The sequence below is a fragment of the Paracoccus sp. SCSIO 75233 genome, assembly GCF_027912675.1.
Taxonomy (GTDB): domain Bacteria; phylum Pseudomonadota; class Alphaproteobacteria; order Rhodobacterales; family Rhodobacteraceae; genus Paracoccus.
On sequence record NZ_CP115757.1, the window covers coordinates 2,942,501 to 2,963,394 of the forward strand.

General features: G+C 56.9%; 16 protein-coding genes, 1 tRNA gene, 2 rRNA genes and 3 pseudogenes (1 of these 22 cut by a window edge). 19 read left to right on the plus strand and 3 right to left on the minus strand.

Annotated features, from left to right (window positions below):
* From PAF12_RS14295 to PAF12_RS14310, 4 genes and pseudogenes are all read left to right on the plus strand, one after another.
* Nucleotides 1-1,364: ribosomal RNA gene (locus PAF12_RS14295) — 23S ribosomal RNA — on the plus strand; it begins 1,504 nt to the left of the window's first position.
* 102 nt (nucleotides 1,365-1,466) lie between these two features.
* Nucleotides 1,467-1,581 (plus strand): 5S ribosomal RNA (rrf, locus tag PAF12_RS14300).
* Between the two features lie 88 nt (nucleotides 1,582-1,669).
* Nucleotides 1,670-1,746: transfer RNA gene (locus tag PAF12_RS14305), tRNA-Met, on the plus strand.
* Between the two features lie 303 nt (nucleotides 1,747-2,049).
* Nucleotides 2,050-2,214, plus strand: a pseudogene (locus tag PAF12_RS14310) (transposase); the annotation flags it as partial.
* 37 nt (nucleotides 2,215-2,251) lie between these two features.
* Here the strand turns inward: PAF12_RS14310 and PAF12_RS14315 are convergent.
* Nucleotides 2,252-3,172 carry an IS66 family transposase gene (locus PAF12_RS14315; protein WP_271107672.1) on the minus strand — a complete coding sequence of 307 codons (921 nt, stop codon included), beginning with the start codon at nucleotides 3,170-3,172 and terminating at the stop codon, nucleotides 2,252-2,254.
* A 195-nt stretch (nucleotides 3,173-3,367) separates the two neighbouring features.
* Between PAF12_RS14315 and PAF12_RS14320 the strand changes: the two are divergent.
* Nucleotides 3,368-3,486, plus strand: a pseudogene (locus tag PAF12_RS14320) (IS630 family transposase); the annotation flags it as partial.
* 100 nt (nucleotides 3,487-3,586) lie between these two features.
* Nucleotides 3,587-3,760, plus strand: a pseudogene (locus PAF12_RS14325) (IS3 family transposase); the annotation flags it as partial.
* 200 nt (nucleotides 3,761-3,960) lie between these two features.
* On the opposite strand, the gene PAF12_RS14330 reads toward PAF12_RS14325, so the two are convergent.
* Entirely contained in the window at nucleotides 3,961-4,473 is a 513-nt protein-coding gene (locus PAF12_RS14330) for a TetR/AcrR family transcriptional regulator (RefSeq protein WP_271107673.1), read from the minus strand.
* 3 nt (nucleotides 4,474-4,476) lie between these two features.
* Here PAF12_RS14330 and PAF12_RS14335 point away from each other — a divergent pair, with 3 nt between their 5' ends.
* The 13 genes from PAF12_RS14335 to PAF12_RS14395 all read left to right on the plus strand — a co-directional run bounded on the left by PAF12_RS14335 (nucleotide 4,477) and on the right by PAF12_RS14395 (nucleotide 19,949).
* A complete protein-coding gene (locus tag PAF12_RS14335) occupies nucleotides 4,477-4,761 on the plus strand; it encodes a hypothetical protein (protein WP_271107674.1) in 285 nt (94 codons plus the stop codon).
* The gene (locus PAF12_RS14340) at nucleotides 4,748-5,527 is read left to right on the plus strand and encodes an SDR family NAD(P)-dependent oxidoreductase (protein ID WP_271107675.1); all 780 of its coding nucleotides are present in this window, start codon (nucleotides 4,748-4,750) and stop codon (nucleotides 5,525-5,527) included. Before PAF12_RS14335 ends, PAF12_RS14340 begins: the two co-directional genes overlap by 14 nt.
* 12 nt (nucleotides 5,528-5,539) lie before the next feature.
* Complete coding sequence (locus PAF12_RS14345) at nucleotides 5,540-6,742, plus strand: acyl-CoA dehydrogenase family protein (RefSeq protein ID WP_271107676.1); 1,203 nt, start codon at nucleotides 5,540-5,542, stop codon at nucleotides 6,740-6,742.
* Nucleotides 6,743-6,782: 40 nt separating this feature from the next.
* Complete coding sequence (locus tag PAF12_RS14350) at nucleotides 6,783-7,790, plus strand: phosphotransferase family protein (RefSeq protein ID WP_271107677.1); 1,008 nt, start codon at nucleotides 6,783-6,785, stop codon at nucleotides 7,788-7,790.
* A 303-nt stretch (nucleotides 7,791-8,093) separates the two neighbouring features.
* Complete coding sequence (locus PAF12_RS14355) at nucleotides 8,094-9,719, plus strand: AMP-binding protein (protein WP_271107678.1); 1,626 nt, start codon at nucleotides 8,094-8,096, stop codon at nucleotides 9,717-9,719.
* Nucleotides 9,720-9,731: 12 nt separating this feature from the next.
* On the plus strand, nucleotides 9,732-13,025 hold the full coding sequence (locus PAF12_RS14360) for a carboxyl transferase domain-containing protein (protein WP_271107679.1): 3,294 nt from the start codon (nucleotides 9,732-9,734) through the stop codon (nucleotides 13,023-13,025).
* A 114-nt stretch (nucleotides 13,026-13,139) separates the two neighbouring features.
* Nucleotides 13,140-14,264: a C4-dicarboxylate TRAP transporter substrate-binding protein gene (locus PAF12_RS14365; protein WP_271107680.1), complete on the plus strand. Its 1,125-nt coding sequence runs from the start codon at nucleotides 13,140-13,142 to the stop codon at nucleotides 14,262-14,264.
* A gap of 68 nt (nucleotides 14,265-14,332) precedes the next feature.
* Nucleotides 14,333-14,869, plus strand: a complete 537-nt coding sequence (locus PAF12_RS14370) for a TRAP transporter small permease (protein ID WP_271107681.1) — start codon at nucleotides 14,333-14,335, stop codon at nucleotides 14,867-14,869.
* Entirely contained in the window at nucleotides 14,866-16,176 is a 1,311-nt protein-coding gene (locus PAF12_RS14375; protein WP_271107682.1) for a TRAP transporter large permease, read from the plus strand. The genes PAF12_RS14370 and PAF12_RS14375 overlap by 4 nt, the downstream gene beginning before the upstream one ends.
* Nucleotides 16,177-16,279: 103 nt before the next feature.
* Nucleotides 16,280-17,185 carry an MBL fold metallo-hydrolase gene (locus PAF12_RS14380; protein WP_271107683.1) on the plus strand — a complete coding sequence of 302 codons (906 nt, stop codon included), beginning with the start codon at nucleotides 16,280-16,282 and terminating at the stop codon, nucleotides 17,183-17,185.
* 74 nt (nucleotides 17,186-17,259) lie between these two features.
* Entirely contained in the window at nucleotides 17,260-18,516 is a 1,257-nt protein-coding gene (locus PAF12_RS14385) for an aconitase family protein (protein WP_271107684.1), read from the plus strand.
* 12 nt (nucleotides 18,517-18,528) lie between these two features.
* Nucleotides 18,529-19,077 carry a hypothetical protein gene (locus PAF12_RS14390; protein ID WP_271107685.1) on the plus strand — a complete coding sequence of 183 codons (549 nt, stop codon included), beginning with the start codon at nucleotides 18,529-18,531 and terminating at the stop codon, nucleotides 19,075-19,077.
* Nucleotides 19,074-19,949 carry an oxaloacetate decarboxylase gene (locus tag PAF12_RS14395; protein WP_271107686.1) on the plus strand — a complete coding sequence of 292 codons (876 nt, stop codon included), beginning with the start codon at nucleotides 19,074-19,076 and terminating at the stop codon, nucleotides 19,947-19,949. Before PAF12_RS14390 ends, PAF12_RS14395 begins: the two co-directional genes overlap by 4 nt.
* Nucleotides 19,950-19,955: 6 nt before the next feature.
* Here PAF12_RS14395 and PAF12_RS14400 read toward each other — a convergent pair whose 3' ends face one another.
* Nucleotides 19,956-20,744, minus strand: coding sequence for an IclR family transcriptional regulator (locus PAF12_RS14400; RefSeq protein WP_271107687.1), 789 nt, complete (start codon nucleotides 20,742-20,744; stop codon nucleotides 19,956-19,958).
* Nucleotides 20,745-20,894: the final 150 nt, after the last annotated feature.

Sequence of the window (20,894 nt, forward strand, 5' to 3'; positions counted from 1 at the left end):
ATATTCCTGGGCCAGGAGATGGTGACGGATTGCGACGGTTGTTCTTCCTTAACGGATTGGAAGGGCCGCTTAGCAGTTCCTGGAAATAGCCCTCCATGAGACCGTACCCGAAACCGACACAGGTGGACTGGTAGAGAATACCAAGGCGCTTGAGAGAACCACATTTAAGGAACTCGGCAAAATACCTCCGTAAGTTCGCGAGAAGGAGGCCCGGTTTGCAGGCAACTGTGGGCCGGGGGCACAAACCAGGGGGTGGCGACTGTTTACTAAAAACACAGGGCTCTGCGAAGCCGCAAGGCGACGTATAGGGTCTGACGCCTGCCCGGTGCCGGAAGGTTAAAAGGAGATGTGCAAGCATTGAATTGAAGCCCCGGTAAACGGCGGCCGTAACTATAACGGTCCTAAGGTAGCGAAATTCCTTGTCGGGTAAGTTCCGACCTGCACGAATGGCGTAACGACTTCCCCGCTGTCTCAAATGTGGACTCAGCGAAATTGAATTGTCTGTGAAGATGCAGACTTCCCGCGGTTAGACGGAAAGACCCCATGCACCTTTACTATAGCTTCGCACTGGCATCAGGACTGCGATGTGCAGGATAGGCGGTAGGCTTTGAACCAGGGACGCCAGTCTCTGGGGAGCCATCCTTGAGATACCGCCCTTCGCACTCTTGATGTCTAACCGCGGCCCGTTATCCGGGTCCGGGACCCTGCGTGGTGGGTAGTTTGACTGGGGCGGTCGCCTCCCAAAGAGTAACGGAGGCGCGCGAAGGTTGGCTCAGAGCGGTCGGAAATCGCTCGTTGAGTGCAATGGCAGAAGCCAGCCTGACTGCAAGACTGACAAGTCGAGCAGAGTCGAAAGACGGCCATAGTGATCCGGTGGTCCCGAGTGGAAGGGCCATCGCTCAACGGATAAAAGGTACGCTGGGGATAACAGGCTGATGATGCCCAAGAGTCCATATCGACGGCATCGTTTGGCACCTCGATGTCGGCTCATCTCATCCTGGGGCTGGAGCAGGTCCCAAGGGTATGGCTGTTCGCCATTTAAAGAGGTACGTGAGCTGGGTTTAGAACGTCGTGAGACAGTTCGGTCCCTATCTGCCGTGGGTGTAGGATACTTGAGAGGAGTTGCCCCTAGTACGAGAGGACCGGGGTGAACGTTCCACTGGTGGACCAGTTGTCGTGCCAACGGCAGTGCTGGGTAGCTATGAACGGACAGGATAAACGCTGAAGGCATCTAAGCGTGAAGCCCCCCTCAAAACAAGGTATCCCTTGAGAGCCGTGGAAGACCACCACGTCGATAGGCCGGAGATGTAAGCGCAGCAATGCGTTCAGTTGACCGGTACTAATGGCTCGATTGGCTTGATTTGATCCGGAAGTGGCCAGATCTCAAAAGATCTCCACTCCAAAAGCATCCTTGGACAACATGACGCCCAACAAAACGGGCGCAACGCTGAGCGTTTCTTCTCCGATCTGGTGGACATAGCACGAGCAAAACACCCGATCCCATCCCGAACTCGGCCGTTAAGTGCCGTCGCGCCAATGGTACTGCGTCTCAAGACGTGGGAGAGTAGGTCACCGCCAGATCTGAAAAGAAACGCAATCTCTCGAAACGATGAAAACAACACGCACCATCAAAAACAGATCGGTGCAGCCGCGCACCAAGCGCACCTGTCGCGGGGTAGAGCAGCCCGGTAGCTCGTCAGGCTCATAACCTGAAGGTCGTAGGTTCAAATCCTACCCCCGCAACCAAAAAATAACAAATAAAATCAATTTCTTATAAAAACATTGGTGCGTTGCAACCGCCTTTCTCGCGTTGCAAAGTGACGCAAAACCTTTCCTCGCGATACTAAAGACTTACAGACGTTCCGATTTCCTCCGTGCAACACAAATGCGACATGGATAACGTACAATTTCTTTCGCACATTTGACGGAGATGCCGGTTCCTTTCAAACTTGCTGAGAGGAGCAGAGAATGGACGAGAAGGGGAAGCCCAAAGCGATGGGGCAAGTGATCCAGATCGATGAGGCGCGGATCCGGGACCATCTTGGCGAAATGGTTCGCGGGACGGTCGAGGAGGCACTGAACGCGATGCTGGACGCAGAAGCCGACCGGTTGTGCGGCGCAGGTCGGTACGAACGCCGCGAGGGCCGGAAGGACACCCGCGCGGGCAGCTATGAGCGTTCGCTGGATACCAAGGCTGGCAAGGTCAGCCTGAAGGTTCCGAAGCTGCGGCGGCAGACGATTGAAACGGCGATTATCGAGCGGTATAGCCATCGGCATGCATCCAGCCCCGATAGTCGGCCAGATGGTCTTTGGGATGCTGTCCCTTGCGGTCGCCCGAGAAGCGATACCATACGGCTGGCGGGGCCTCACCATCCCAGGGGCGTTCGACACGGGCATGGGTCCAGATCCGCGCTGTCCGGGTCTTGCCGGTGCCGGGTGCCAGCATGCGCACCGGGGTGTCGTCGGCAAAGATTGCTTCGGTCGACAGAACATGACGACCGATGGCATCGGTCAAAGGCTCCACCAGGGCTGTGGTCTTGCCAACCCAATCGGCCTGCGTCGACCGGTCCAGATCAATGCCTTCCCGATCGAAGATTTGGCTTTGGCGGTATAATGGCAGGTGATCCGCATATCTGCTGACCAGCACATGGGCCAGCAGCCCGGGTCCCGGGCGACCGCGTTCAATGGGGCGCGAGGGCAGCGGCGATTGCATAAAGCGTTCGCAACAGGCACAGGCGAAGCGCGGGCGCACGATGTGGTTCACGATGAAGCGCCCTGGCACATATTCCAGTTCTTCGGTCACGTCCTCGCCGATCCGCCGCAGATGCCCGCCGCAATCGGCACAGGCGTCAGAACCCGGTGTCAGTTCCACTTCCATCCGGGGAATGTGATCCGGGATCGGTTTGCGCTTCGGCTTGGACTTCGCCTCGATGTCGGGCAGTTTCATCCGGGCGGTCATTGCCGCGGCCGCGATCTCGCTGGTTTCCAGTGCCAGTTGCAGCTGTTCGACGGTCTCGGAGGAGGCGCCAAACCGATGGGCCCGGTGCCCGGCCAACTGAAGCCGCAGCTTTTCGATCAGTACCGCCTGCGCCTTGACCTCATCCAGAAGCCGCGCCGTGAAGCTGCGCAGTTCCTCGGGATTGTCGGGGATGGTTACGGGCTCGTCCAGCATGGGAAAAGCTTACCCTGCAAAGGGCTTTGTGGGAATCCCGCTCGTCCCGGATCGGCGGATTATCCTGCGTTTGCGGCTTATATCCGCGACGTTCTGGTCCGGGAGATCGCTTCCAGAACCGTTGTCATCTTCGATAACTTGGCCACGCACCGGAACAAGGAAGCCGCTTAGGCCCTGCGCGACCACGGCTGCTGTTTGCTCTACCCGCCGCCGTACTCGCCCGATCTGAACCCATAGAGCAGGCCTCCTCAAAGCTGAAAGCCCACTTGCGACGGATCGGGGCAAGAACCTTCGCCGACATCTTCGAAGCCATCGGATTAATCTGCGATCTCTACCACCGGGAAGAGTGCTGGAGCTACTTCAAGGCCACCGGATATGCCGCAGGTAAAAACAGAAACGCTTTAGGAGAAGATCATGGCAAGACGGCCGTGCCCGTCTCACAGTCCGGCAGTCGTGGTGGCCGCGATCAAAAGCGAAAAGACCCTGAGCGAGCTATCGTGGAATTTCGACCAGCATCAAAACCAGATTGAGCAGAGGCACGATCAGCTTCTGGAAGGCGCGACCGGGGTCTTCGGGGGCGCCGCGAAAGATGCCGAGCTCCCGGGCTCAACTCCGTGACCGAAGCTTGTAATCGCTATATTTGCTTTCTGCTCGTGTGCGCGGCGGTGGCGTTCCGCTGACGAACTTTTTCCGTAGTGCTTCCTTCCATTCAAACGAAAGGATTATACCATCAAGCCTCGGGACCAAACACATAGGTGAACCTTGCAATTGAGCCTGTAAGCAAACGCTCAGCCCTGATCATCGCAGACCTGATGGACGACCAGACGCACCGCCTCCGAATAATCGGACAGCGAGACACCGCGGCGGCGATATTTGGCACGTTTTACGTACCAATCTTGCAATAGCGGCTTTATGAGAGATGGCAGAAGCGGGGTTGTATCCGACCTGAAGCTGCCTTCGGCCACTCCGCGGCGGATGACTTCAGCGAAGAACTCCTCGGTCAGTTCCTCGCTGTCAACGGCCATACGGCGTTCGGCGGCGGGGAAATTCTTGGCTTCCATAAATGCGAAAGTGAACCACGGAAGCATTGCCTCGGTGAGTTTCAGATGCGTGTCGATCAGCCAGTCGAGATGGGCAGATGGATTGGACGAAATTGCGTCCGGAACGGCCGACAAGGTTGCGCGCGTCTGTTCAGTGACCTCGGTCAGTATCATCTTCAGCAATGTCGTTTTCGAATCGAAATAGGCATAAAGCCCACCCATGGAAACGCCCGATTCTGCTGACAAATCACGCAGCGACATGGCGTGAAACCCTTTCGAGTTGGCGAGGCTAAGCGCCGCGCCTACGATCAGGTTCAGCTTTCGCACGGCGAATGCCGGTTTCTGAACGATGATCGTATCCCGATGACGTTCAAGCATCGAAGCACAGAGTGCCTCGGTGGTGAATTGCGACGTATCCAGCATTTCGGTTCCCATAACGCGGTCGACAATCTGACCGAAGAATCATTGCGTGTTAAGCAAAATCGACGTATTTATTTTTCGAGCGATCGCTCGACAAACAGGGGGAGGAACGCCGATGCGCAAGAATGACAGCCCAGCCAACAGCATGACGTGGCCCGGTCTCGCGGGCAAAACCGCGCTTGTGACCGGGGCCTCATCGGGGTTAGGGGCGCATTTTGCCAAGCTGCTTTCCGGGCAGGGTGTTGGCGTTACGCTGGCTGCCCGCCGTGCAGTACGGCTGGAGGGGCTTGCTGCCGAGATCACCGCTGAAGGCGGGCGGGCCGATGTGATCGAGATGGACGTTTCGAATGCCGCAGGCGTGGAGGCGGCTCTGTCGGGCAAGCTTTTCGATATTGTCATCAACAATGCGGGCACGTCCGCTTCAACCCCGGCATTGGATCACAGTGCCGACGATATCGATATGGTCATCGACACAAACCTGAAGGCACCGTTTCATGTTGCCAAGGCGACTGCGGCCGCGATGATTGCGGCGGGGCAGGGTGGCAGTATTGTAAATATCGCCTCGATCCTTGGCTTGAGGGTCAGCAATCATCTGTCAGCCTATGCGGCGTCGAAATCGGGCCTGATCCAACTCAGCCGGTCGCTGGCCCTAGAGTGGGCGCGGCATGGGATACGCGTCAATGCGATTTGCCCGGGTTACATTGAAACCGAAATCAACCGCGAGTTCTTTGCGACCGAAGCCGGAGAACGGCTTATCAAGCGCATCCCTCAGCGTCGGCTTGGCCTGCCTTCCGATCTTGACGGTGCGCTGCTGCTCCTGGTGTCCGACCTCGGTTCTTTCATGACCGGAAGCGAAATCATCGCCGATGGCGGTCACGCGATAAACCCGCTTTGAGGAGGGACGGATATGGACTTTACAATTTCACCGCGGATTGAGGATTACCGTGCGCGGATCGAGCGTTTTGTGAATGACGAGATCATTCCTGTCGAGGCAGATAAGACGGCTTGGGATGAGCATGAAAACATCTCCCTCGATGCGCTTGAGATATTGCGTGAAAAGGCGCGTGCCGAAGGGCTTTGGTGCCTGCAAGTGTCGAAAGAAAACGGCGGCCAGGAACTCGGCGTCCTTGGTATGGCCGTCTGCTACGAAGAGATGAACCGTTCGATTTTTGGGCCGGTTGCGTTCAACTCGGGCGCACCAGACGACGGCAATATGATGGTTCTGGAAAAAGTCGGAACCGATGCGCAGAAAGAGCGGTGGCTGGCGCCGGTCGTCGCGGGCAAGGCGCGTTCATCCTTTGTCATGACCGAACCGCATCCGGGCGGGGGCTCCGATCCGGGCATGATGCTGACCACGGCGCGCAAAGATGGCGATAACTACGTTATCCGGGGGCGGAAATGGTTTATCACTGGCGCTGCTGAGGCTGAGCATTTCATTCTTGTCGCCCGCACATCGGACGATCCGCGCCGGGGGCTTTCGGCGTTTCTGCACTACAGGGACGATCCGGGTTTTCGAATTGATCGCCGTATCCCGATCATGGGGCCGGAGGAGCATGGCGGTCATTGCGAGGTGGTTTACGAGGATATGGTTCTTCCGGCCGACCGGCTGCTCATGGGAGAAGGCATGGGCCTGAAGGTGACGCAAATCCGGTTGGGTGTTGCGCGTTTGACGCATTGCATGCGCTGGCTTGGCCTTTCGAAGCGCTGCATGGAAATCGCGCGTGAATATGCGCAGAACCGCCATGGTTTCGGGGTGCGGTTGTCTGATCGCGAGAGCATTCAGATCAAGCTGGGCGATCTGGCAATGGGGATCGAGATCGGGCGCATTCTGGTGGCCAAAGCGGCATGGGAGCTTGATCGCGGCAGTTTTGCGAAAAAAGAGGTCTCGATGGCCAAGATTCACGTCGCAAACCTGCTGCACAAGGCAGCGGATGTTGCGATCCAGATCAACGGTGCAAGGGGCTATTCGAAGGACACTGTGCTGGAGTGGATCTATCGCTATGCGCGTCAGGCGCGATTGGTCGATGGTGCTGACGAAGTACATCAGATGGTGCTTAACCGCCATCTCGACACTGAAGACCGGGATTTCTGGAAATGGGAAGTTGCGTGATTGCATCTTGCTCAAGTCTTGATTGCATTGGGAGTGAGTGATGAGCAAGCTTGATGTGCTGGCGCTGAAGCGCTGGCTTGGCGAGAAACTTCCGGTTTCCGATAGATTGGAACTGACCCGCATTGGTGGCGGGCAGTCCAATCCGACCTGGTTTGTCGATTACGGCGATCATCGAATGGTGCTGCGCAAAAAGCCGGACGGGCCGATCCTGAAAGGTGCCCATGCGGTTGAGCGCGAATTCCGCGTCATGCGTGCGCTGGCGGATACCGACGTGCCGGTTCCGCGTGTCTTGTGGCTGGAAGAGGACGAAACCGTACTGGGGACGCCCTTCTACCTGATGGAGCGGCTTGAAGGCCGGGTTTTTCACCACGCCAGCCTGCCCGATCAATCGCCTGAGGAGCGCCGCGCGATCTATCTTGAAATGGCGCGGGTTCTTGCCCGGCTGCACGCGGCGCGACCCGAAGATATCGGCCTCGCTGATTTTGGACGGCCGGGGAACTATTTCGACCGGCAGATTGCACGATGGAGCCGGCAATACCGTGAATCGTCCGGCCCCCGCATTCCCGCGCTCGACAGAATGTCCGACTGGCTGGCTGAGAATGTGCCGCCCGATGATGGAGCGGTGTCTATTGCGCATGGGGATTTCCGTTTGGGAAACCTCATGTTTCACCCGAATGAGACGCGAGTGATCGGGGTGCTTGACTGGGAGCTGTCGACGCTTGGGCATCCGCTGGCCGATCTTGGATATGCGGCGATGATATGGCGGTCGACGCCGGATGAATATGGCGGCATTCGTGGAACAGGATGGCAGGATGCCGGTGTCCCGACCGAAGCCGAGTTCGTTCGCGAATATTACGCCAACGCAATTCCGACCTCTCCGCTACTGCCGTTTCATATCGCCTTTGCCATGTTCCGTTTCTCGGTGATTTTCGTTGGTATCGCGGATCGCGTGCGGGCGGGAAATGCCGCCGCAGAGAATGCCGACAAGCTCGGGCCACTGGCGGAACGGTTCGCCATTTTGTCCGAGGAAGCGATTCAGGAAGGTTAGCCCTGAGACGAGTACGATTTATTGAGTAACACGAATATTGTTGTTTGACACGCTCAGATTCGCCGCCTAGCCTTTGCCTGGGGGGATGTGATGAAAAAGACCGAGAACGGATCGCGAGCTGCGGCAATTCAAACATGATTTGTATCGTTGCTCGTCACTGGGTTCTGGCAGGCGCAGAATGAGCGACCGTGATGTCGTATATTCTCCCGCATAGCCCAAGATCGACCCATCCTAGGCCTCGAGTGGCGAACTCTTTCGGATCTGTCATCTGCGGCATGCCCGCTTTTTCTGGAGCGCTTGATAATGTACAAGACGACTGACCCCAGAATACCGCCGACCGAGGCTTGCGTCCTTCGTCCTTTGCTCGAACGGCAAGCTGAGATGTTGGGCTCGCGAATCTATGCAAAGTTCGGCGACGGAACGGAATGGAGCTTTGCGGAAACGCTCGCACAAACGCGCCGAACGGCTGCCGGGCTGAAAGCGCTTGGGGTGTGTCCGGGTCAGACCGTGCTGATCGCACTTCCAAACGGTCCAGATGCGCTTAGGGTATGGTTTGCGGTCAACTATCTCGGGGCGATTGCGGTTCACGTCAATCCTGCCTATCGCGGCGGATTGCTGGAAAGGGTTATTGTCAACTCTGGAGCGCACATCTTCGTTACGCTCGCAGATCTCGTGCCGTTTATCACAGCAACTGAACGTGGCGCGTTGCGGCAGTTGATCCTGTTCGGTGAAGCCGAAACGCCGGACGATCTTGAGGTGCATGCCGCCTCGGAGCTGGACGATCACGGCAACGATCCCGGTTCCGCCGATACCGATCTTCTGCCGTTCGATACGCAATGTATTATCTACACCTCCGGCACGACCGGGCCTTCGAAAGGCGTGATGTGTTCCTATCTGCATATCTACACAGCAGGACGGGCCGTCTATTTTCTGAATGACACTGATCGCTATCTGGTCAATCTGCCGATGTATCATGTCTCAGGTATTCTGCCCTGCATGCTGATGCTGGGGCTTGGCGGATCAATCGCCGTGATCGAGAGGTTCCGAACGCAGGACTTCTGGAAAACCATTGCCGATACCGAAGCGAGCTTTGCCATTCTGTTGGGCGTCATGACCCGGTTTCTACTGAACCAGCCCGAATGTGAGGAAGAAAAACTGGGCCATTTGCGGCATATCATCCAGCAACCTCTGGATGAAGATGCCGCCATTCTGCGGGAACGTTTCGGTTTCGATGTCTACACTTCGTTTAATATGACCGAGGTGTCTCTGCCGATTGTTTCCTCTGCCAATCCGGGGGTCGCCGGTACATGCGGGACTGCGCGGGACGGTGTGTCGCTGCGAATTGTGGATGATTACGATTGCGAGGTGCCGACGGGAGAGACGGGGGAGCTGATCGTTCGGACGGATCGACCCTACGCGATGATGCATGGCTATTACCGCGATCCGGAGGCAACGGCGAAGGCATGGCGCAACGGCTGGTTTCACACCGGTGACCGTTTCCGCATGGATGAGGCCGGAAACTACTATTTCGTCGACCGGCTCAAGGACACCATCAGGCGCCGCGGCGAGAACATTTCATCGTTTGAGGTTGAGGCTGCGCTTATGGCGCACCCTTCCATTCGCGAGGCGGCGGCAGTGGCCGTCGACAGCGAGATCAGCGAAAGCGAGGTGCTGGCCGTCGTGTCTCTGGCTGACAGTCAGGTGCTCGACCCTGCTGAACTGATTGTTTTTTTGCGCCCGAGGCTGGCGCATTTCATGATCCCGCGATTTGTGCGGATCGTGGAGGAATTGCCCAAAACGCCGACGCAGAAAATTGAAAAACATGTGTTGCGCAAGATTGGGCTGAGCGAAGGCGATGCTTGGGACCGGGAGCTGGCGGGGGTCTCTGTCCGTCGCGCGGCCCCTGGGACTGCTGACGCCCATAGGTGAAGGAATATCCGCGTGCCGGAACTCAAGTCACTCCTCATCGCCAATCGCGGCGAGATCGCAATCCGCATCGCGCGGGCGGCGGCGGAACTTGGAATAGAAACGATCGGGATCGCGCCGCGTGATGATGGCGCCTCGCTGCATCTCAGTCATGTGGATCGATTTCGGACGCTTGAAGGCGTGGGAGCGAAAGCCTATCTCGATTTGGATACAATCATGGCAATTGTCGCAGAAGAAGGCTGCGATGCGGTCCATCCCGGTTATGGCTTTCTGAGCGAGAACGCGGAATTCGCACGGCGCTGTGAGGACGCCGGGGTCCGCTTTGTTGGACCGGATTCCGAAGTACTGTCGGAATTGGGTGATAAGGCTGCGGCCCGAACATTGGCCCTTTCTCATTCCGTCCCGCTGCTCGAAGGAACTGACGCGGGCATTACGGAAGCTGACGCCGCCGCTTTTATGGCATCGTTGGGAGACGACGCATCCATCATGATCAAGGCAGTTTCAGGTGGCGGGGGGCGTGGCATGCGTGTGGTCCGCACGCGAGATGATTTACCACAAGCTTATGCAATCTGCCGGAGTGAAGCTCTGGCGGCATTTGGCGACGATGCGGTCTACGCGGAGCGCTTTGTGCCGCGAGCCCGCCATGTTGAAGTCCAAATCCTGGGGGATAACCGGGGCGGGCTTTGCCATCTTTGGGATCGCGAATGCTCGCTTCAACGCCGCCATCAGAAAGTGATTGAAATTGCGCCTTGCGTGGGTTTGCCAATCACCACAAGGCAGGCGATGATTGACGCCGCTTTGAAAATGGCTGGTGCGGTCGACTATCGTAGCCTTGGCACATTTGAGTTTCTCGTAGATGCGGATGCGCCCGGTTCTGACGCATTTTGGTTCATGGAGGCAAATCCGCGCATTCAGGTTGAGCACACGGTCACCGAGGAAGCGACCGGGATTGATATCGTGCAGGCGCAACTTGCTATCGCGGGCGGAGCAACACTGAGCGACCTTGGGCTGAATGACAGCCTTCCGGAGCCAGCTTTCACGGCAATACAGGCTCGGGTCACGATGGAGCGGATTGAAGCGGATGGCAGCTTAAAGCCGGCAGCGGGCAAGCTGAGCGTTTTTGAGCCGCCTACCGGACCGGGGGTGCGGACGGATAGCTTCGCTTATGCGGGTTACCACACCAGTACCGCATATGATCCGCTGCTAGCGAAGGTTATTGTGAAAACGCGCGGACATGATTTTGGGCGTGCGGTCGGGAAGTTGGATCGTGCGCTTTCGGAGATGCAGATTCAAGGTGTCGATACGAATCTGGAATTTCTGCGCCGGTTGCTGGCCCATCCGCAGGTTGTGGAGGGGAGTTTTTATACACGGTTCATCGAAGATCATGCCGTCGATCTGCTAAATGCGGGTCTGGCTGCGAAGCGCCATCCGGCGGCTGAGGTAGAAACCGGCGCGCATGCATCGAGCGACAGCGACGCGCCTTCGCTTGGCTCTGGCGAAATTGCCGTGGCCGCCCCGATGCAGGGAATGGTGATTACTGTTAGCGTGAAGCCGGGCGATGAGGTGGTTCCGGGACAGGAGTTGGGTCTTGTCGAGGCGATGAAGATGCAAATGGCGATTACCGCTCCGCAATCCGGGCAGATAACCTTCGCCATTGCGGAGGGATCCCAGACCGAGGCTGGCGGGGTTCTCTTTCATATCGCGGCAGATCAAAAAGCCGAGGCGCTGCGGAAGGCGGCTGAGGCGCCCGATCCTGATCATATTCGCCCAGAGCTTGAGGAGTTGCAGGCGCGACGTGCGACCTTGCTTGACGATGCCCGGCCCGAAGCTGTGGCCAAGCGGCACGGGCTGGGAAAGCGCACGATTCGGGAAAACCTGGCCGAATTTTTCGATGAAACACGTTATGATGAATATGGCAGCCTGACAATCGCCGCGCAGCGTCAGCGCAGATCAATAGATGAACTTATACGCATAAGCCCCGCTGACGGCATGATCGCCGCGATAGGTCAGGTCAATTCAGACGAGTTTGGAGCGCAAGCCACGCGCTGCATTGCGCTTGCCTATGATTACACGGTGCTGGCCGGGACGCAGGGCATCAACTCTCACAAGAAGACGGATCGGATGCTTGAATTGGCCGGGAAATGGCGCGCGCCGGTCATGATCTTTGCCGAGGGTGGCGGTGGAAGGCCCGGGGATACGGACTATCCCGGCATGACCGGGTTGGCGTCGATGACCTTTCGACGCCTTGCTGCGCTGAATGGTCAGGTGCCGCTTGTCGGCATCGCGACGGGTCGTTGCTTTGCCGGGAATGCGGCAATGCTGGGATGTTGTGACGTTATAATAGCAACGGAAGACTCGTCTATCGGCATGGCTGGTCCGGCGATGATCGAAGGCGGAGGGCTGGGCGTCGTCCGTCCCGAAGAGGTCGGCCCGGTTTCTGTACAGGGTCCGAATGGGGTTATCGATATTCTGGTGAAGGACGAAGCCGCCGCCATGGATATTTCGCGCAAGTATCTTAGCTATTTTCAGGGCCGGATCGACGATTGGGATGCGGCTGATCAGCGCCTGTTGAGGAATGCAATCCCGCAAGACCGAATGCGAGCTTATGATATTCGGTCGCTGATCGGTTTGCTTTGCGACGTGAATTCGGTGCTGGAGCTTCGCGCGCAGTTTGCGCCGGGCATTGTGACGGCACTGGTCCGCATCGAAGGTCATCCGATGGGCCTGATCGCGAATGATCCGCGTGTGCTTGGCGGCGCCATCGATGCGGACTGTGCAGACAAGACGGCCCGGTTTTTGCAATTATGCGATGCATTCGACCTTCCGGTCCTGTCACTTTGCGACACGCCGGGTTTCATGGTTGGGCCGGCGGCCGAAAAAACCGCGTTGGTAAGACATGTCTCGCGCATGTTTGTCGCGGCGGCTGGCATGGATGTTCCACTTGTTACGCTGGTACTGCGCAAGGGTTACGGGCTGGGTGCCATGGGTATGTCGGGGGGCAGCTTTCATGCCGCTGATGCGACATTTGCCTGGCCCACCGGAGAATTCGGCGGGATGGGCCTAGAAGGCGCGGTCCGGCTCGCTTACCGCAAGGAGCTGGCTGCGGTCGAGGGAAAGGCGCGTGAGGCGCTTTTCCGCGAATATGTCGATAAGCTCTATGAGAAAGGTAAGGCGCTCAACATCGCCGCGTCTCTGGAAATCGATGATGTGATTGATCCTGCCGAAACGCGCAGCCGCATTGTGAATGTTCTGGCAACCGCGGAATTTTCACGGAAGTCGTGCGCAATGAGGCGAATAGACACCTGGTAGTTGTGCTGCTCCGCAACGTTCGCGGTAAAATGCGACATATTTCTTGGCAAAGGACGTTTCGATGTGTGACACTAGAGTTGCCATATGAAATCTATGGCAACCAGGGAGGAAACCATGACACATATCTCGACCACGTTGGGGGCGCTGGCAGTTGCCACGGCTTTGTCAACGCCATCCGCAAATGCTGAAGAGTTGCGTTTTGCGATCGGTGTGCCTGAGAACTTTACCATCGTTCAGGCGATGACCTATTTTGCGGATACCATTCCGGAACGAACGAATGGCGAAATTACCGCCAAACTCTTTACCGGCTCATCGTTGCTCAACTTTACCGAAACCTTCTCCGGTGTGCGCGACGGGATCGCGGATATGGGTTATGTGGTTTCGGCCTATCACCGGGCGGAGCTGAAAGAATCAAACCTGATCGGTGATCTTGGCATGCTCGGTTCCAATCTGGTCGTTATGGCGGGCGCTGCCAGCGAATACTGCCTAACGGATGCCGAATGCATTGCCGAATATCAGCGCGAGGGCCAGGTGTTTCTCGGCTTCGCGTCGACACCTCCCTATAGGTTGATTTCGGTGGAGCCCTTGGAAACGCTGGACGACGTAAAGGGCAAACGGATCCGCAGCTTTTCGGGTCAGGGACGCTGGGCAGAAGCGCTTGGCGCAGTTCAGGTCAACCTGCCCGCGGGCGATATTTACGAAGGGTTTTCTCAGGGTACGATTGACGTGAATACTCATCCATATGAGGCGTTTGAGACGTTGAGCCTCAAGGATGTGGCGAAATATGTCACGGATCTGCCGCTAGGCACCTTCTATGTTAACGCGCTATTCAACACCAATATCGACGTTTGGCGGAATTGGGACGAAGCGACCCGGATCGCTGTCATGGATACGGCCGCGGAGGGTCTTGGTCGTGCTGCAGCGGCGACCTATGCGGAGGATCTGGCCTATCACGACGGCGGTGTCGAGGCCTTGGGCGTCACCGTAATCACTCCCTCGCCGGAGCTGATAAGCGCAACCGAGGAGTTTGTTGCGGCTGATGTTCCGGGCATCGCGACGCTGAACGAAGAGACCTTTGGCGTGACAGGCGCTGCGGAGAAAATTGATAGGTTTCGGGCTCTGGTGGAAAAATGGACCGGCCTTGTCGGTGAAATTGACGCCAGCGATCCTGAGGCCGTCGCCGGGCTGTATCGCGAAAACATCTTCGGGGATGTCGACAAAGCCAATTACGGGCTTTGATCCGCTTGCCCTAATTTCGCGCGGGGGTCTTCCCCCGCGTTTTCATCCATCTGTGGAAAGGGCATATCATGCTTTTCGCGATTGGCCGTGTTATTGGGCGGGTGCTCGACGCCACGCAAATCATCGCCGCGTTTCTGATCCTCGCCATGATGCTGCATGTCTCAGCCGATGTGATCATGAAATACGGATTCAATATGGGGTTTCCGGCCACTGTCGAGATCGTCTCGAATTACTACATGGTGGGCCTCGCATTCTTGCCGTTGGCGTTTGCAGAGCGAATGAATGCGCATATTACCGTTGAGGTCGTAACATCAAATCTCAGCCAGAAAGTGCAAGATATTGCCCAGATTATCGCATGGTTATTGTCCATCATTGTCTATTCTCTGCTGACCTATCGCAGCTTTTTGGACGCACAGGAAAAGCGTGAAATCGGCGCGTTTCTGTTTAGTCAGGGTGTGCGGATAGATATTTGGCCCAGTTACTATTTCCTGCCTGTCGGTTTCGCGCTGATGATGCTGACGCTGGCGTATAAGCTGATCGTTTTTTTCCGGCCATCGGATGACGGGCTCTCCCAAACGCGACGCTTGGAGGTTGGCTCATCATGACGGATCTGATGATTGGCTTTACCGGGATAGGGGTGGCTGTCTTTCTCATCCTCGCGCGTATCCCGATAGCAGTCGCGCTGATATCGGTCTCTTTCGTGGGTATTTTCGTTCTGCTCGGCGAACGGGCCGCGTTCGGTATCCTCTCTGCGGTCGTTTATGATTTCATCGCGAAGTGGACGCTTACCTCTATTCCGATGTTCCTTCTGATGGGGTTTGTCTGCTTTCATGCGGGGCTAACGCGCGGGCTCTTCAATATGTGCCGGGTTTTCCTTGCGCGCCTGCCAGGAGGCCTCGCGATCACGGCGGTTGCCGGCTCAGCGGGATTTGCCACGGTTTCCGGCTCCAGCGTTGCCTGCGCTGCCGCCATGGGTCGCATTGCCGTGCCAGAGATGCTGCGGCTTGGTTACAAACCGGAACTGGCGACGGGTTCGATTGCTGCTGCCGGTACGATAGGCGCGCTTATTCCCCCGTCGATCCTGCTCATCCTGTTCGGCATATTCACGCAAACCCCGATCAGCCTGCTGTTTCTCGGCGGGATCGGCGCGGGGATCATAACTGCGCTGTCCTATGTCTTCATCATCATTCTTAGAGTCAGGCGGGATCCATCCCTGGCGCCGATGTCCGCTGAACCGATCACGGCAGAAGAGCGCCGACAGGCGATCCGTGAGACATGGCCCACGCTTCTGTTGATTGCAGTCGTCTTTGGCGGGCTGTTTTCCGGGATATTTACCGCGACGGAGGCCGGTGCTGTCGGTGCATTGGCCTCATTCGTCATTGCTGCGATGAACCGTACGCTGACGCGGCGGGTGGCGTGGGATGCCATCACCGAAACCACTTACACGACCGCCAGCATCTTCGTGATTACGATCGGCGCCAATTTGCTGACCCGGTTCCTTTCCGTGAGCGACGTTGCAAATGTGATGTCACAGGCTGTGATCTCCTTCGGTGCAGAGCCGTGGATCCTTGCCTGTGGGCTCGTGCTTCTCTATCTGGCGCTCGGACTTATTCTTGAGCCTATGGGTGCGCTTCTGCTGACGTTGCCGGTCGTGCTGCCGGTAATGGAATCGTCAGGTGCCAGCATGATCTGGTACGGAGTCCTGATCGTGAAACTGCTGGAGATGGGCATGATCACGCCGCCGGTCGGGCTGAACGTTTTTGTCGTGAAAAGCGTGGTTGGCGACCTCGTTCCGACATCAGCCATCTTCCGCGGCATATTGTGGTTTCTTCTCATCGATCTGGTCGTGGTCGGGTTGATGATCGCATTTCCGTCGCTCGTCACGATGATTCCCGAATTGTTGGCGGAGTGACGGATCCGCCTGTCGTCTCACTAGACAACATGGCGGTTGTATGTTGACACGTTAGATGCGTGGGCGTAGGCTTTGCGGGAGCAATGTTGGCTGGAGGAGCAACATGGCCGTCTTTCAGGTCGGAGATTATCGTATTCAGCGGATCGAGGAGATCCTCGAAAAAGGCTATAAGCCCGAGTTCATGTTGCGTGGCTTTTCCCCCGACATGTTCGACGCCCATCCGGAAGCCGCTACGGAAAACTTCTTCGACCGCGAAACCGGGCGCTCCTGGAGTTCCGTGCATTCCTGGCTGATCACGCATGGCGATACCAAGATCATCGTCGATACGTGCTCGGGAAACGGAAAAGCCCGTGCGCTGCCGGTGTTTCAGCGGTTCCATATGCTTGAGTTGCCTTATCTCGAAAACCTGGCTGACGCTGGATTGAGCCCGGATGACATCGACATTGTCTTCAATACGCATTTGCACATAGACCATGTCGGTTGGAACACCCGTAAGGAGGGTGACGCCTGGGTGCCGACCTTCGGCAACGCGCGCTATATTTTCGGCAGAGCGGAAATGGAGCATTGGCGGCCCGATGGGGTTGGGCCGAGGGTTTTCCCTGACAATATTGCGGTTATTGAGGATAGCGTTGTGCCATGCGTCGACGCGGGCGTGGTCGAGTATGTCGATGATGGGGACGAGATTTATCCCGGCCTGCGTGTCGAGGCTGCGCCAGGCCACACTGCGACACAGTTGGTACTGAAGCATGACGGACCGGACGGCGCGTTCGTGATCTCTGCCGATATATTGCACTATCCTATCCAGATCTACGAGCCGCATGTCACCAGCAGATTTTGCGAGGATCCCCACGCGGCGGAAAAGACCCGCCGTGAACTTCTCGAATGGGCAGTTGAAAGAGAAGCTCTGGTTTTGCCGATGCATTTTGGGCGGCCCCATGCCGCCTACATTGAGCGAAGGGGAGAGGGTTACGGGTTCCGTCCAGCAGAGAGCATGTCATCGATCATATGAAATTTCGGATGTTATCAAAGTGAGAATAGCGCGTGGGTCCGCGCAAGCCGAACGCCAACGAACAGGACGAAACAATGGGTTACACGATTACGGAAAAAATTCTTGCTCGGGTGTCGGGCAAGGAAAATGTCAGAGCCGGAGACGAAGTCATGGCCAAGCCGGATTTCGTGGTTGCTTATGATTTCCCTGGCTACACCGATGTCATTTTTCGGCAAATGAAAGAGGATTTCGGGATCGAAAAAGTTGCAGAGCCGGAGCGTTTTGCGATCTTCATCGACCACATGGTACCTTCAGCCACGCCGAAAGATGAGGAACTGCATATCGGGACACGCACCTGGTGCAAGGAAAACGACGTCGCGCTTTATGAGCGGCGCGGCATTGGTCACCAGGTTGCGGCGGAGGTGGGATATGCCGTCCCAGGTGCGTTCGTTGTGCATTTTGACGGTCATATCAGCCAGCTCGGAACTTTTGGAACGCTGGCCATGGGGGTGCGCCGCAATCTGCTGGAAGCCTTTGTCAAGGAACGGATCTCGATCAAGGTGCCGCAGACGGTGCGGGTCAATCTTCACGGAGCATTGAAGCCCGGGGTGATGGCGCGCGATGTGTTCCACCACCTCGTGCGGGTTCTCGGGCCTGCCTCTTGCCGCTTTCAGGTGCTTGAGATCGGTGGTCCGGGAGTAGAATCGATTTCGACCGAGGGGCTTCAGGTCATCACCGGACTGGCGATGTTCACCGGAGCGGTGACCGCTATCGTCAACCCTGACAAAGAGCGGCTGGACTACGCCTTGTCCCGCGCTCGTAAGGAGATTGAGCCAGTTTGGAGCGATGAAGACGCCGAATATGCGGCGGTGCATGATCTTGACATCTCCGATCTGGAGCCGGTGATCGTGATCCCGCCGACACCGTCGAATACCCGCGATCTCGTCGACTATCTCGGGTTGGAACTGAACGCCGGTTATCTTGGCTCCTGTGCGTCCGGGCGTCTTGAAGACCTGAAGATCGCGGCGGAAATTCTGAAAGGCAAACAAGTCGCTCAGGGGTTCCAGCTCAATGTTGTGCCGACAAGCCAGGAGATCATGGCAGAGGCAGGGCGGCTTGGTTATCTGTCGGTTCTGACCGAGGCCGGGGCTTTCGTCTCTGCGCCAAGCTGCGACTATTGCTACGGTCGAATGGGCACGATGAGTGAAAAGCAGCGGGCGGTTTCAACCGGCACGCTGAATGTACGGGGACGGATGGGCAGCCCGGATAGCGAAATCTATCTTTGCAACGCTGCAACCGTGGCGGCTTCTGCCCTTGAGGGGAAGGTCGCCGATCCCCGGAAATATCTGTGATGGAGAGCTAGGATGACACTCAGCAATCTGCGCGGACGGGTCGCTTTCATTTTCGAGGAACAAGATTTTGACATCGACCAGATCGTCGGCGTCAAGAATATCAAAATTCAGGATCTCGACGAACTCGCGGCAATCGCAATGGAAAGCTACGATCCAGATTTTGCGTCCAAGATAAAACCGGGCGATATTCTCGTCGGGAACCATAATTTCGGTTACGGACATCCGCATTATCCCTCGATGCGTGCGATGCGGCATCTTGGGATCGGAGGCGTGGTTTGCGAAAGCTTCTCTCCCGGCTATTGGCGCGGCGAGATTTCTATGGGTTTCCCGCAAGTTACCTGCCCGGGTATCCTGGACATTGTCAGCCGCTGGGATGAGATCGAAGTCGATTGGGACGCTTGTGAGCTTCGCAATCTGACGACGGGAAAAACCCTGCCGACCGAACCACTATCGAATGCCGACCGTGCCATGCTCGAATATGGCGGGCTGATTGGCTACCTCAAGCGACCCAACGACAGCACCGGGTCTGAAACAGCAGCAAATGAAAGGCAGTCGAAATGAGAACCGCGGATTTCAAGAATAAGGTCACAGGCCAGAAAACCGTCTGGACTGGAGGTTGCTTCGATGCTCTGTCCGCGAAGCTGATCGAGCGCGCCGGTTTCGATGCCGTCATGACAAGCGGTTTCGGCGTGTCCGCGTCGCTTTTGGGGATGCCGGACGCCGAACTCTATACCATGACCGAAAACTCGGGAGTGGTGCGTAATGTCGCGAGCGCGGTCGACATTCCGGTCATTGCGGATATGGACACCGGCTATGGCAATGCGATTAACGTCATGCGCTCGGTCCGGGAATTCGAGCAGACGGGGGCGTCTGCGGTGATCCTAGAGGACCAGGTGTCACCCAAACGTTGTCCGATTTGTGTCAGCGGGGTCGAGGTGATCGGTCGCGATGAGGCGGCAAAAAAAGTTGCCGCCGCCGTTGAGGCGCGCCGCGACCCGAATATGCTGATTATTGCGCGGACAGATGCGTCCACGGTGGACGAAGCGATTCTGCGTGCCAAGGAATACGTTGCCGCAGGTGCTGATATTGTCCAGCCGATCAGCGGCACGTTCAAATCGCTTGACGATCTGAAGCGCCTCCGCGAGGCAGCCGGTGTCCCGCTATCGCTGCAAATTCTTGGCTGGCTGGAGCAGGATCTGTCGGCAGAAGACATTGAAAGCGTGGCAGGCCTAGCCGTCTACCCGCTGATCGCTTTGATGACTGCTGCGGAGGCAATGTCGGAAAACCTCGCAAAGCTCCGCGCCGAGCGAAGCTCTGCTAATCTGCCCCATGCAAGAATGGATCATCACGAATTCATCGATATGATTGGCTTTTCTGAGGTCGAGAGATTGCAGCTTAAATATCTTAAAAATGATGCGGAAAGCGCGGCTTGATTCACTTTATGTGTCTCCGTGAATTCCAAGATCGCGGCGGACTTTCGCCGCGGTTTTTTGTAAACGCTCAAGGTAGATCGGTTCGTCCCCACGCATCATCTGCGGCGTCAGCCCGGCAACGGAGAGTGCACATATGACCGAGCCGTCCCGATCGAAGATTGGTATAGCCAAAGCGGTCAGCCCGAGCGCAACATCATCGACGGCGCATTCCCAACCGCGATCACGGATGAGCTTTAGTCGTTCTATCAGCTCGTCACGGCTGGTGATCGACATCTCGTTCATTCGGGCGATGCTGCCGTCTATCAATCGCTCGACAACTTCATCGGGCTGATAAGCCAAAAGTAGCTTCGGGGCACCGCCTACGTTCAGCGGCAGCGTGCCGCCGACCGTCCACCAATGGACCTCAATGCCGCGCATATCGTGAACGCGGTCAAGACATACCGCACTATCGTCTTTAAACACCGAGAGAAATGCGGTCACGCTGAGATCAACGGCCAATTCCTCCAAGACCGGCCGCAAAATAACCCGCAAATCGCGCGCGTCCTCGACATTTGACGCAAGCTCTCGGATCGCACGGCCCAGCTTGTATTGATGTGTGATGCTGTCCTGAGCGATAAAATCGCTTTGCATCAGTGTGATAAGCAGCCGCCGCGTCGTCCCCTTGTCAAGTCCTGTGGCATTTGTCACCTCTGCCAAGGTCTGTGATCCTCTTCCGGCGAAAGAATTTAACACCTCGAGTGCGCGAGTTACCGCTCGTACATTTGGTGTGGAAGATGCCTTGGGGCCTGATGCCATTTAAGTTTACCCTTCTAGTGCCGCGCGGAAATATCGCGTGAGGGCAGATGTTACTGCGTGAAATGATGCTTGACCAGTGTCACAGGTGCGGGAGCTGGTTTCGTACGATGAAAGTTATATCGGCTGTTGACACAACTACATCTCAGCGGC